Here is a 13,505-nt window from a genome sequence, read left to right as displayed (position 1 = left end):
GCCTTCTCTGCGTCAAACGGTTAACGGACGCAGCCAGAAACGTAACCGATGTTCGCTCTGCTCGCTGTCGCCCAGTTCGGTCCATTTTAGCGTGCAAAACATCGCATCCTGCCGCTCGTAGCCGCGCTTGTGCCAAAACATGTCGTTGCTGCGATAGTCGGTTGGCCGGCGAGGATCGTCGATGGGACGCTCGACTGCGCAAAATGCAGTCATCGCGTAGCCACCCAGGTATTGCGCATGGGCCTCGCGTTCGTCGAAAAAGCGATGCCCCAGACCCTGTCCACGATACGCGGGCTGCAAGACGGACTCGCCGAAGTAATAGACGTCATCCACTGCGATACCCCGCGCTCGAAATGGCTGATGAAATGCCTCGCCATCGTCCGATAGAGGGATGCCCGTCGACGCGCCCACCACCTTGGCACCGTCCAGCGCCAGCACGAACACGCTACGTGACGAGGCCGCGTAGGCCTCCAGATAACGCCGCTCATAGGCGTCATCGCCTTCGTAGAGATAGGGATAATCGCGAAACACTTCGATGCGCAGGCGCGCCAGGTCGTCGACATACGGCGCTACCGCCGAGCCGACGCAGGTGACGACGCGAACGCTCATGCTCCGCCGACCTGGGCAATCCAGTCGTTGAGATTGTAGTAATTGGTCACGCGCGTGATGCGGCCGCCGTCGATGTCGAAGAACGCGCCACCGGGCAGCACATAACGCTGCCCCCTGGCCGGCGGCAGCCCCTCGTCATCGGCAAGATACTCGCCGTGCACCACGTATTCGGTCGCGGCACGCCGGCCATCGGCCGATACCATGATCACGATGTCCTTGAGCTGCTCGCGATAGCTGCGCTGCATGCGTGCGAGAAATGCCTCGAATGTGTCGCGGCCATGTTCGCGTGACCCCTGATTGATATCGTGGGCCACATCGTCGCTCAGGCATTGGAGCATCCCGGCCCAGTCGCCGCTGTTGAATGCGGCGTAATACTGGGCGATCAACGTTTGCGTATCGGACATCGGCGCGCTTCCCTAAGGACTCCAAGCGCGCAGTTTAAGCCATCGGGCGCTTACCAGTGGATGCCCGTTGCGCGCAGCGCCCAGTACATCCCAAATGCGGTCCAGAACATCTTCTTCAGCATACGCCCGGCCAGGAGCGCGGCCAGTACGCCGAGCAGCAGCGGCAGGTATTTATCGAACGTGCTGCGTGTGTCGTTGACGGTTTGCATGATGGTATCTCCCCGCACCCCCATGGTGCTGGGAGAATGATGCGAAATTCGCGGGAGCGGCGGCAGCGGCGGACGTCAAGTGTTGGGAGTGACAGGCGTCATGCCCAGGAGATAATCGTGTGCTCGGTGATGCCGTGGCGGGACGGTCGTGACTGAAGACTCAGGCAGGCACAGCTAGCTTGTAGGGGCGACCTCGGGAAACCTCTAAAACCCTCTCCTATCCGTCATCCCGGCGAACGCCGGGATCCAGTGCCTTACGCTTCAACATATTAAAGACGCTGGACCCCGGCGTTCGCCGGGGCGACGATAAAAACTGAGGTTATTCGAGATTCCATCAAGTCGCGACCACGACACCACCGCTACCGCCGATTGAGCCGCAAGGCATTGGTGACAACCGAAACAGACGACAAGCTCATCGCCAAGGCAGCAAACATCGGCGACAACGTCACACCCAACCACGGATACAGCACACCCGCAGCCAACGGCACACCCACGGTGTTGTAGACAAAGGCGAAGAAAAGGTTCTGGCGAATGTTTCGCACCGTGGCCTGCGACAGGGTCAATGCACGCCCGATCGCCCCAAGATCCGCCTTCATCAAGGTCAATTGCGCACTATGCATGGCGATGTCCGTTCCACTGCCCATGGCGATGCCGATATCCGCCACCGCGAGAGCCGGCGCATCGTTGATGCCATCGCCAGCCATGGCGACGCGACGTCCCTGCTTGCGCAATTGATCGATCACTTCGGCCTTGCCCGTTGGAGATACCTGGGCATGCACGTCGTCGATACCGAGTTGACGTGCTACAGCCTGCGCCGTCGCAAGGTGATCGCCGCTCAACATGACTAGGTGCAAGCCACGATCACGCAACGAGGCGAGCGCCTCGACAGCGTTCTTGCGAATGCGATCGGTGATCGCAAGCAACGCATTCGCCTGCCCATCCCGAACGAGCACCACGACCGTTGCGCCACCATCGCGACATGCCTGGACCTGTGCACGCGCGTCATCACTGAACACAGCACCCAACGTCTCGACCCAGGCCGTGCTTCCAAGCGCAACCACACGACCGTCGATCTTGCCGCGTACACCGCCACCGGCCACCGCCTCGAAATCCTGCACATCTGGCAAGCTCAGGCTCGCCTGCTCCGCGGCTGCCAACAAGGCATGCGCCAGCGGGTGTTCGCTGGAACGCTCGAGCGCCGCGGCCAAGGCCAGTACGTTGTCTCTCGTCTCCTGGCCCAAGGTCACTATGCGATCGAGCGACGGCTTGCCCTCGGTCAAGGTACCGGTCTTGTCCAGCACCAGCGTATCGATGCCACGCAAGGCTTCGATCGCCGCGGCGTCCTTGAACAACACACCTTCGCGCGCAGCGCGACCGCTCGCCACCATGATCGAAATCGGCGTAGCCAGACCCAGCGCACAGGGACAGGCAATGATCAGCACAGAGACCGCGGCCAACATCGCGTGTACGAAGCGTGGTGAGGACCCAAGCCACCACCAACCCGCGAATGCCAGCAACGCTGCGACGATCACGAGCGGCACGAACCAGGCCGCCACCTTGTCGGCCAGGCGCTGCGACGGTGCCTTGCTTCGCTGCGCCTGTGCCACTTGCGCGACGATCTGCGCCAGCAGGGTTTGCGCACCCACCTTTTCTGCACGCATGACCAAGGCGCCTTCCTGGTTGACCGTACCCCCGGTCAACCCATCGCCCACCGCCTTGACGACCGGCAAGGGCTCACCGGTCAGCATCGATTCGTCGATATGACTGGCCCCTTCGAGCACGACGCCGTCGACCGGTAGTTTCTCACCGGGGCGCACGCGCAACCGATCGCCCTGGCGCACTTGATCGAGGGGCACGTCATGCTCGCCATGCGCATCGATGCGTCGCGCGGTCTTGGGCGCAAGACCCAGGAGAGCCTTCAAAGCATCGCTACTACGGCGACGCGCACGCGCCTCCAGCACGTCACCCAATGTCACCAGCGTGACGATGACCGCGGCGGACTCGAAATACACCGGTGCGCGACCATGCATGTCGAGCGTACTCGGCGGAAACAAACCAGGGAGACACAATGCAATCACGCTGTAGACGCAGGCCACGCCCGTTCCCAACGCAATCAAGGTATACATGTTCGGTCGCCACGGCCGCAGCGAACGCCAGCCTCGCGCGAAGAAGCTTGCACCACCCCACAGCACGACGATACTTGCCAGCAACGCCTCGCCCCAACTCGCACCGATATCCCAAGGCGAGGGCCAGTGCCAACCGAACAGATGCGGCCCCATCGACACGGCCACTACCGGCAGCGTCAAGCCGATCAATATCCACAGGCGACGCATCATCGCCACCGCTTCGCCATCGTCGCCGGCATCCGCGCTTGGCAGCATCGGTTCGAGCGCCATGCCGCAGATCGGACAATGCCCCGGCCCCTCTTGCTCGATCTCCGGGTGCATCGGGCAGGTGTAGATGGCGCCCGGCGGTGCGGACTCGGCCTCATCTTGCTTGGGCTGCAGATAACGATCCGGCTCGGCGACGAACTTTTCCTTGCAGCGCGCGCAACAGAAATAGAACGTCTGACCAGCGTGATCGGCCATATGCTTGGCCGTCGCCGTATCGACGGTCATGCCACAGATCGGATCGGTCGCCTGTGCCGGGGCATGTTGATGAGCACCACAGCAACTGTGCGTGGCACTCATTCGGCAGCGTCCTCATCGACCAGCGCACGCAGGATCGGACACTTGTCCGGCGAACCGTGTCCCGGGCAGGCATCGACCAATTGCTCCAGACCGTCGCGCACACGCGTCAGCTCGGCAATGCGTGCATCGATCGCCGCCAGGCGCTGTTCCGCGCGCTGCTTTACCGCCTTGACCCCGCGATGACGGTCGGCGGACAAGGCCAGCAGATCGCGAATCTCCTCCAGCGTGAAACCCAGATCCTTGGCGCGCCGAATAAAGCGCAACTGCCGCACCGCGCCTTCGTCGTAACTGCGATAACCCGACGCCCGCCGCTCCGGCTCGGGCAGCAGGCCCTCGCGCTCGTAGTAGCGGATCGTGTCGATAGCCACGCCGACGCGCTTGGCGACGGCACCGATGGTGAGAGTGGGGTTTGCGTTCATGGGGCCAAGTCTAGACCATTGATCAAGGTCCAGAGTCAACCCTTTCCCCATTCGAGACACCCGCTGTCGAGGCTCCGTTACCTTGCCAACAGAGACCATAACCCTGGCACCAGCCTCTAAGGATGGCACTGAGCCCCTAAGTCTTTCCCCGATACCGCAAGAGCGTCCCTAGGGTCCCCTCGCTAAAATGTCTTCTTGGAAGTTATACAGCGACAGCATCAGAGGATAGCTCGTATAGACGCCTCTGCTGGGCACGAGTTTCTCTGTCTGATCATGACGCTGCTCACCTAAACGAGCATCACCGAAGGCACAAATGAGTCAACGTGATGCCGCGAGATCAAAAGCTAGGTTATTGCAGCCTTCAAAACCGCCTTTGCGTGCTGGAAAATCTTGGTATTTCAAAACATGCGAGACTCACTCCTCAGATCGACCTAGAGGTAACCGCGCGCCGTCTCGAATCGCAAATCAATATCCAGTTGACCTAGCGTATGAGCAACCAGAACGAATACGGCTCGTCGTGCCTAAATAGCTGACAGCTGATTCCGCACCAGAATCCCATTAGGGTTTCTCGGCATACGACGATTCCTTCGCCTGTCATATCGCCAATCAGCCCCCCCCTTCCTTGAGCTCGATGCGCGGTACTACAGCGCGGCCCAGCTTCGCCGGGAGTTGCTCGCTGCGGGTTTGCTTTAAAAACGCGAAGTTATAATCTGTGCGTCGTCAGATATTTGTGTGGGTGCATGCCATCGAATCACGCAGCCATTAAGAATACAAATACAGGGAGGCAGAAATGCGCATTGAAAAGGTCAAGATAGAAGGATTTCGGCTACTTCAGGATGTCGACATCATGCTGGAATCCAATTCCACGGTGATCGTGGGACGGAACAACAGCGGCAAGACCTCCCTCACCGATGCCTTCGATCGCTTCACAGGAGAGACCGGTGCCCGCTTCCGGCTAGAAGATTTCTCGGCCGCGTCGCGTAGCAAATTTTTCGATGCGAAGGCGCTGCGAGAAAAGGAAGCCCGCCCAGAGGAAATTCTCGCCGCACTTCCGAAAATCGTGCTTACGCTCACCTTCGCCTACGACAGCGCGGCGCCAAATCTGGGCCCTCTTGCTCCATTTGTTATCGATCTGGACGTCGCATCCACCAAAGCGATTGTGCGCGTTGAGTATGGTCCAACATTGGCGACACTCCACGCCTTGCTCGATATACCACCTCCGGCAGAAGGTGCCAAGCCGAATGCACATTTTCTCCGCTCGCTGCGCGAAACCTTACCGAAGGCGTACAGCGTCCACGTTTGCGCCATCGATCCAACGGACGACACTAACCGTCGCGATTTTGATGGAACAGCTGCATTAGCTGCTTTGGTGCAATGTAATTTCGTACGTGCACAGCGTACGCTTGACCATGCTAGGCACGGAGACGCCGACGTCATTGGTAAGCTGCTCAGCACCCTTTTTAAGACTGCCACTACACCGACAGCCGCGGCGGCAGATCAAGAGCTTGCCGCCAAACTGAAGGCTTCCGTTGAAGACATTGAACGAAGCGTTCAAGGAGATTTCGACGAGATGCTGAAGAAGCTGCTTCCGGCCATGGAAGTGCTAGGCTTTCCGAGCCTCAACGATACGGAGCTTCGGCCGGAAACCTCATTGAATGTTGAAGCACTTCTTTCAGACCATACTAAAGTGGTCTACACCGGCACGGATGGCATTCACTTACCGGAAGGCTATAACGGCTTGGGCACCCGCAACTTGATTTATATGCTGTTGCAGCTCGAAAGCTTCCACAAGACCTATCGCGCAAAAGCAACCCGCCCTGTTACCCACCTAATCTTTATCGAAGAGCCTGAGGCCCACTTGCACCCGCAGATGCAAGAGGTATTCATTAGTCAGTTGAATGCAGCCATCGGCAAGCTGTCGGCTAGTTATCCCAACGAGCCCTCATGGGACGTGCAGTTCATAATCACGACGCATTCACCGCATGTTGCGAATGCCGCGTCGTTCGAAGCGATGCGGTATTTCCTGAATGAATCGGCAGAAAAATCGAGTACTCGGCAGACCAAGGTCAAGGATTTCAAGAAAGGGATGACCTCGATACCCCCCGAGGATCAAGACTTCCTTCACCAGTACATGACACTGACCAAGTGTGACCTCTACTTTGCAGACAAAGCTATCATGGTGGAAGGAACCACGGAGCGGCTGCTGATGCCGCGCCTGTGTGAGCTGGTTGACAAGACGCTCGATGAAAAGCAGAAGCTGGGCAAACAGTACGTGACCTGTGTCGAGGTAGGTGGCGCCTACGCTCACATCTTCTATCCCCTTCTCGATTTCCTCGAACTCAAGACACTTGTCATCACCGACCTCGATTCAATCAAGCTGGTCGAAAAGGAGAATAAGCATGGAAAGAAGATAAAAACGTGGGAGAAATGCCCTGTCGCAGAAGGCGAGCGGACTTCTAATGCCGCCATCAGAGAATGGTTTCGCCCCAAGAACGAAGAGAACAAGGACGATTGGCAAATCACACCCGCTAACCTTGTAGCCAAAACGTCCAAAGAAAAGCAAAGCGGCTACCGCAGAATTGCTTACCAAATTGCAGAGACAGATGACTCAAAAATCTGTGCTCGTAGTTATGAAGATGCGCTCGTTCTTGCAAACCCAGATCGGTTCAAATGGCCCAAAGAACAGGATGAGGCGAGCGAGGCATGGGAAATCGCGCAAGGGCTCGCGAAAGCGGATACCGCTTTGCGCTTTGCCATTCGTGAGAAAGACTGGACCGTACCGCGCTATATTCGAGAAGGCCTCGCATGGCTCTCCGAACCCCCTCCTCCAGAGGGGGCACTGCCTATAGAAGCGCCAGCCAACGCGGAGGCAGCATGACCGAAGCCGCTGACAACCCCGCTCTCGTTGCGGCTGAGAAAGCTCAACAGAAGATCAATGATGCCCTTGATGCAGGCCGCAGCTTTCGACTTGAAGCCGGCGCAGGAGCGGGGAAAACGTATTCCCTGGTCGCAGCCCTAAAGCGACTCATTACAGAGCGCGGACCGGCATTGGTTCATGCTGGCCAAAAAGTTGCGTGCATAACGTACACCGAAGTTGCACGAAACGAGATTGCACAGGAGATCGAGGATCATCCCGCGATTCTCGTGGACACCATCCACGGCTTCTCGTGGGCGTTCCTACGCCAATTTCAGAAGGCATTGCGCGACCTCATTACAGAAATGGAAGACCGGCGCGAAAAGATCGAGCACGGCGGGGGCGTAGGTTCGAAGCTCGTGGACTATGATCTGGGCTTCTTCGGTGTCGATACCGACCGAATCACGCTCAGCCACGACGACATTCCCGAAATGATGGCGGTACTCCTACAACGCGAAAAGTTTCGTCGTGTGCTGATGCAACAGTTTCCCGTCATCTTCATCGATGAGTATCAGGACACACACCGCCAGTTCATGGAGGCGATTACCGAGCATTTCTTAAAGCCCAAAACTGGGCCGTTGATCGGGCTGTTTGGGGACCATTGGCAGACCATCTACCGCAGTGAGTATGAACTCGCCGAATATCCGATTGAGGAAATTGGCAAAGGCTCCAATTTCCGGTCGGTACCGGTCATCGTGGATGTACTCAACAAACTTCGGCCAGAACTGACACAAGCCGCTCGTGACCCAGGCGCGATTGGCGAAGCAAGATTTTTTCATGCCAATGCCTACAAAGGGCAACGAACCAACGACAGAAACTCGAAGGAAGATCTCCCTCCCGAACTGGCGAGAAGCACGCGGGAAATCCTTATGGGGCGACTTCAAGCCGAGGGATGGGAGCTTGGCAAGACTAAGGTTCTCATGCTTACCCACAATGTCCTGGCCGCCGAGCAGGGATATCCAACCATCGCCGAGATATTCAGCGGCCGGACGGAGTTGTTTGCAAAGAAGGAAGATCCCGCGATCAAGTTCTTTGCTGAGACGGTCGAGCCTATGTGTGCAGCCTATATCGCTTCGCGCTATGGCGACATGTTCAGGGTGTTCGGCTCTGGACCTGCCATCACGAAACATGAGGATAAAGCGTCTTGGCGCAGCGACATGGACATCCTTCAAACCCTGCGGACTGAAAGAACGATTGGACACGTTATTGATCACCTGAAGAAGTCCAAGCGCCCGTCGCCGCCGGATCGCCTTCTGCGGCGCGATGATGAACTTGCCGCATTGAATGGCGAACCCATACCTGAGGACGCCACCGCACTCCAGCGCTACAGCAGGCTCCTAAACGTTAGTTACGGCGAAATGATCGAACTGGTGAAGTTCGTCGAAAAACAGACACCCTTTGCTACGCAACACAGCGTCAAGGGTGCCGAGTTTGAGAATGTTCTTGTAGTGCTCGGCGGAGGCTGGAACCACTACAACTGGCCACAGCTATTGGAGCTTCTTGAGACAGGAGCGCTAAATGCAAAAAACACGAAAGGCTTCTACCGATCACGCAATCTTTTCTACGTCTCTATTTCGCGGCCCATGACGCGACTTGCAGTGCTCGCCACACAAACCTTGTCCGACACCGCTCTCGCAGCTGTGAGCCGGATCTTTGGAAAAGACAATGTAGAGGAGCTTACGATTCCTATATAAAACCATCCGCTTATTATGGAGCCACCCCGCGCGCGGACTGTAACTTGCGATGGCACAGAGCGTCGCCCACAGATCTGCAGCGCGACGTTGACACGATGGATAGGTCAAGAAGAAAACTTTCCCCAAGGACTCTGCCATGCTGATTCTTCAATACACTGAAAAATTCGTGCGACAGCCTCAAAGCACGTGCGCAAAAAGACGGAATCCAACCGTTCGTTCAACATGGCCCAATCCCCATGAGCAAACGCGTTCCGTATTCCGCGGAACATATGAACAACGCTAACCAACCCATCATCAATATTCAGATGGAGTCCGCCATTATGTTGAAGGTGATGGAGCATGAACTCGAAGTCGCTCATTGATCGGCCACGCTTGCTAGGGATAGAACCGCAGAGTTCCTTTGCTACCAGCTTTAGTCCCCATTCGACAAAACTGCAAAGAAGTACGATTGATGTAGCTCTTCCAACCACCTCGACGTTGTCCTCCCACATTGGAATCTGATCATCGAGACAATCCAACTCTTCGGCTCCACAACGTTCACGCGCGTCGGCTTCACTTCTTTGATCTGTGAGCATGCGCAGCTGCTTCTCCGAAGATAGAAGCTGATTGAAGCAATAATCATTGAGCTGTCGCAGCTTGTCGAAGAGAAGAAAAAATGTGTCAGAGTACCGTTCGGGTTGATAGATGTAGAAGCCGTCCGCCAGAGCTTTGCCTTTCTCGTCTTCAATCAAGGCCCCAGCCCAAAAAAGCCCGTACTTATTTGCTACGTTCAGCTCATCGTCCAAGACAGAGGCCTCGATTAGCCTGGCGCTCATTTCGTAGCAACCAGTGAATTTTAGAGAGAGTTATCAACATCCGTCTCCGGCCTCACCAAGGTGCAGATTACGGGAGAAAAGGACGGTCGAAATTCGCACATATTCGATTCGTCGTGAACAAAAATGGCATCGAAAACCAGATAAGCGCCTTCATCCTTCAGAAGCGGTGCAAGGTACGAAGTCGCCTTGGCGAGGTCGATCGCCGGCAACGGCCAGTTGTCGTAGACGATCAACCAATTGATAGGATATCGCGCAAAGCCATCGGCCATCGCCTTGGGGAGTTTCTCCTTAACGTAGTGTGTTATCGCCTCAGCCCATTCGCGCTCAGGAGAATCACCGTACCACCCCCAACCGGAATCATCGGCCTCGATCTCTCGTCGTATTTCCTCCGCCGCTTTCCTTGGCTCCCCTGGCACGACGTGCGGGGTGAAATAAACTTCCGGCCCCAAACCACGCTCCCGCATCACTTGGGCGCGCGCGACGTTTACCGGAACCGCTTCCGTGTGCTCAATGCCGACATCGCCGTTAGACATCGTCAACAGGAAGTCCGGTTTGTCTCGATGAATAAGGGTTAGTGGGAACTCGAATCGTTCAGCCGGCAGTGTCGCCAGCAGGTGCGCGATCGAATAGCGTTCCGCATGATGATTCCTACGCCCTGCGGACCGCGCGGGAACATGAATGTCCAGTTCGGCGAGCTGGCTCCTAAGCTCCGCTGAAGTATCTGCAAGCAGAATGATCTCTGACATCGGATGCTCAAGCCTCTTGAGAGGTTATCCCGTGATTGCGATGCAAATCCGAAACAACCGCGATCAACCTGTTGATCGGCTCCGCCAAACGCTTCGGTAATACACGATGCTGGGTATGGGTGTTCTTATCGGCGATCCAGCGATGCGCGACCCAAATATCTTCCTCGGGATGGTCGTTATCGACACCATTGCAATACTTGTATCCAACGAGCGCATCAGAGTGTGAGAGCAACACCCGCGCCATTGTCATGTGAAAGCGATGAGCCCGGAGATCCGCTGGGCCACTAGGACGCGGTATGGTCAGGCGCAGACATCTCTGGCCGTTAAAATCCTTCCAATCGGGTCCAACGACCTGCCCAGCCCGCTCCAGCATCTTGCGCGACTGATCGTTCTTTCCATTAACCAAGGCCACGGCGACTACACCCTTCGGATACTCCAGCTTTTCGGCCAGTACATTCATCCAACGCACCAGCTTGCGTAGAGTGTCATCGTCTGCAAACACGAGGAATTGGTGACGTTGCTCGCTGTCGAGGAATACCGGAAGTTGTGCGTAGAGGGGATATAGGAGGTCGTGGAGATAGATGTACGTCTGCCGGCGTCCTTGCTCGTGGCTCCGCGTAGTCGCGGTCAATACCTGCTGCGCCCACTTGGGCGTGAGTTCCTCCAGTGCCATCTCCGCGATATCGATAGAGATGAGCGGGAACCCGAGTGACTTCCCGATTAGCGCCTTACGTCCATCGAAGGCGTGGCCGAGTTCGATTTCAACGCCACCCAACACCATCGGCTCGGCCTGGACCGGCGGACCCAGCACAGCAACGTCGAGCCGAAATTTGCTACCAAATGGCGTCTCCAGTGGATGTTCGGTTACCACCTGATCTGCACCGAGAAGCAAGTTGCCTTCCAGCGGATAGTCCGACGCATCCATGTCCTTAAATGCCCACGGCATCGCAAGCGCGGATCTTAAGCGCCTGGAAAGCTCGGCCGCGATAAGTTCTTTCGCTTGCCGATGCTCGGGGCTTTCCTGCACAGAGTGCCACCTGCTGGATTCTTCATCATCAAAGTGCGCTTTGGGGTTAAAGGTAGCCTGCGCAGGCAGCACGCGGAAATGGGAGCGCCGACGCAATGTCCCGCTATCAAAGGAAGGGCTAACCCATGTCAGCATCTGCCGAGGTGGATCAGGAGATACCAAAGGCCACAGTTTGCGCGCATGTTCCCGGCTACGAATGTCGCGCGCGGTGATCCTGGTCTGGAAAATTCCTTTCCGAGAGAAGACAACAATCGCCTCGTCCATTCCTATCCTTTCCCTATAGCGATACAGCAGCTGTTTCGTGGTGCCATCCAGTTTTCGGTGAATCAGCGACACGAGCGTCAGGATGTCCAGTGCGTCCTGTCCGGACATAGGCCAGTTCGTTCCGGGTACATCGGCCAGCGGATCACTTACGGCCCAAATACGCCCAGCTTCAATACGCTCCCTCTACTCTCTAGCGAGCTTTCCCGACAGCCAATGAAAGTCACGATTACTCCGTGCGCCAGTAAGTCTGTCAGCACAGAACTCTCATTGGAGTGCAACAGGGAGAGTAACCCGTTACAGCCGATTAGCCGATCCCAGGTGGCGCTGTCACCAGAGTTGCCGTCAGAAAGGCTAGTAATGCTGTCCCCGGCCTGCAGCACAGCCCCTAACGATGGTACTGACACGCTCATCTCACGACCAAGTTGAGAAAAATTCCATGTAATTCAATAATTTGCAATTAGCGACAGAGTTAAGTTATTTCGACAAGAACGCCTGCGCTACTTACCTTGGGTCAGCGGCAAAACTCGCTCACGAAGCACTTTGTACTCAGCATCCACCACCTCCTGGTTCGGATCGTGCCCGGAATGCTCCAGCAGCACCCAGTCTTTCTCTGGCGCTTTGATGCTCTCGTAATACTGACGAGCCATCTCCGGCGGTGCGAGCAAATCATGCGCACCCTCGACAAAGAACACCGGGATGGCGAAGTCCGTGCCCAGCTTCGGCAGATCGACGTGCGACAGCATGCCGTCGCCGTGCATCCCGACGAAATTCAAGAAGGAATAATCCTCGCCGGCAGCGTAGTCTTCTTCAGCCTTAGGGGTCGTATAAGCCGGCGCTCGATGCCAACTGTCTGGCGGCGGCAAGGTGACCTTGGCTTCGTATTTGCGAATGATCCGGCGCACTTTCCCGAAGCTGCGTGGGTCAGTCCATGGTGGTGATCCGACCTGGTTGAGCACGGCGAGCGAATCTTTGTCGTTTTCTTTTGTAGCTAGCGCCATGAGCTTTTTATAGCTCGCCGCCTGGGTCGCTACCGAATTGACTACCTGGGACGTACCCACGTACGCGTAGAACAATTCCGGATGCGCCTTGGCCATATGCACGGCAAGGATCGAGCCCCAGGAACTGCCCCACAGGATGACCTTCCGCTTTCCATAGCGCTTGGCAAGGTAGGCAGCCAGTTCGTTGCCGTCTTGCGCCATCCGCTCGATGGTCAGTTTTTCATCCGGCGCCGGCGGGCTGCGGCCGTAGGTCATGCCCGATCCGCGCTGGTCCCACTGGACGACGATAAAGTCGCGCTGACCAGCACCGTAAACGCTATCGGAAATACCGCTGAGGGGATTGCCGGGGCCACCGCTGATGAAGAGAAGAACCGGGTTGGCGCAGCTATCTCCCTTGGCCGTCACCCACTGCTCGATGCCGCCGATGACGACAAAGCCCGCATCGTCGACCTTGGTCGGCTTGCCCTTGCATGAGGGCGAAAGGCTTTCGTCGCGTGTCGCACTGCGCGCAGGCGCATCGGCGGACATCGAAGATGATCCGCACACAACGAATGCCAGCCCCAGGGCCAGCGCGATCCCTTTCATCATGATGTATTCCCCTGTCATGGCCGACATGCCATGTGAGACGGAATATATCCCGGTTGCGAATAAAGCCCTAGCCTCGTCAGCGGGCAACATCGCTACCGTGACAGATTGCGCCTGGCGGCCCATTCGGA

11 protein-coding genes are annotated in these 13,505 nt (G+C 56.9%); 2 read left to right on the top strand and 9 right to left on the bottom strand.

The features are described 5' to 3' along the window. Window positions 1-12: 12 nt before the first annotated feature. The 5 genes from ACZ6WW_RS04440 to ACZ6WW_RS04420 form a co-directional block, all read right to left on the bottom strand. Window positions 13-609, bottom strand: coding sequence for a GNAT family N-acetyltransferase (locus tag ACZ6WW_RS04440; protein ID WP_465273149.1), 597 nt, complete (start codon window positions 607-609; stop codon window positions 13-15). Continuing rightward, window positions 606-1,013 carry a ketosteroid isomerase-related protein gene (locus ACZ6WW_RS04435; protein WP_465273148.1) on the bottom strand — a complete coding sequence of 136 codons (408 nt, stop codon included), beginning with the start codon at window positions 1,011-1,013 and terminating at the stop codon, window positions 606-608. Before ACZ6WW_RS04435 ends, ACZ6WW_RS04440 begins: the two co-directional genes overlap by 4 nt. Window positions 1,014-1,063: 50 nt before the next feature. Next, window positions 1,064-1,222, bottom strand: coding sequence for a hypothetical protein (locus ACZ6WW_RS04430; RefSeq protein ID WP_281848220.1), 159 nt, complete (start codon window positions 1,220-1,222; stop codon window positions 1,064-1,066). A 359-nt stretch (window positions 1,223-1,581) separates the two neighbouring features. Then, window positions 1,582-3,912 carry a heavy metal translocating P-type ATPase gene (locus ACZ6WW_RS04425; protein WP_465273147.1) on the bottom strand — a complete coding sequence of 777 codons (2,331 nt, stop codon included), beginning with the start codon at window positions 3,910-3,912 and terminating at the stop codon, window positions 1,582-1,584. Then, window positions 3,909-4,331 carry a heavy metal-responsive transcriptional regulator gene (locus ACZ6WW_RS04420; RefSeq protein ID WP_465273146.1) on the bottom strand — a complete coding sequence of 141 codons (423 nt, stop codon included), beginning with the start codon at window positions 4,329-4,331 and terminating at the stop codon, window positions 3,909-3,911. The genes ACZ6WW_RS04425 and ACZ6WW_RS04420 overlap by 4 nt, the downstream gene beginning before the upstream one ends. A 790-nt stretch (window positions 4,332-5,121) precedes the next feature. Between ACZ6WW_RS04420 and ACZ6WW_RS04415 the strand changes: the two genes are divergently transcribed. Together ACZ6WW_RS04415 and ACZ6WW_RS04410 are read left to right on the top strand one after the other, a co-directional pair. Further along, window positions 5,122-7,209 carry an ATP-dependent nuclease gene (locus tag ACZ6WW_RS04415; protein WP_465273145.1) on the top strand — a complete coding sequence of 696 codons (2,088 nt, stop codon included), beginning with the start codon at window positions 5,122-5,124 and terminating at the stop codon, window positions 7,207-7,209. After that, complete coding sequence (locus ACZ6WW_RS04410) at window positions 7,206-8,939, top strand: UvrD-helicase domain-containing protein (RefSeq protein WP_465273144.1); 1,734 nt, start codon at window positions 7,206-7,208, stop codon at window positions 8,937-8,939. The genes ACZ6WW_RS04415 and ACZ6WW_RS04410 overlap by 4 nt, the downstream gene beginning before the upstream one ends. A 104-nt stretch (window positions 8,940-9,043) precedes the next feature. Here ACZ6WW_RS04410 and ACZ6WW_RS04405 read toward each other — a convergent pair whose 3' ends face one another. The 4 genes from ACZ6WW_RS04405 to ACZ6WW_RS04390 form a co-directional block, all read right to left on the bottom strand. After that, window positions 9,044-9,724: a hypothetical protein gene (locus tag ACZ6WW_RS04405; protein ID WP_465273143.1), complete on the bottom strand. Its 681-nt coding sequence runs from the start codon at window positions 9,722-9,724 to the stop codon at window positions 9,044-9,046. A 50-nt stretch (window positions 9,725-9,774) separates the two neighbouring features. Then, entirely contained in the window at window positions 9,775-10,500 is a 726-nt protein-coding gene (locus ACZ6WW_RS04400; protein ID WP_465273142.1) for a hypothetical protein, read from the bottom strand. 7 nt (window positions 10,501-10,507) lie between these two features. After that, window positions 10,508-11,899: a hypothetical protein gene (locus ACZ6WW_RS04395; RefSeq protein ID WP_465273141.1), complete on the bottom strand. Its 1,392-nt coding sequence runs from the start codon at window positions 11,897-11,899 to the stop codon at window positions 10,508-10,510. Window positions 11,900-12,288: 389 nt separating this feature from the next. Continuing rightward, complete coding sequence (locus ACZ6WW_RS04390; protein WP_465273140.1) at window positions 12,289-13,500, bottom strand: alpha/beta fold hydrolase; 1,212 nt, start codon at window positions 13,498-13,500, stop codon at window positions 12,289-12,291. Window positions 13,501-13,505 lie beyond the last annotated feature (5 nt).

It is taken from the genome of Dyella sp. NPDC103356 (assembly GCF_055584465.1).
This window is presented reverse-complemented; position numbering and strand designations above follow the sequence as displayed.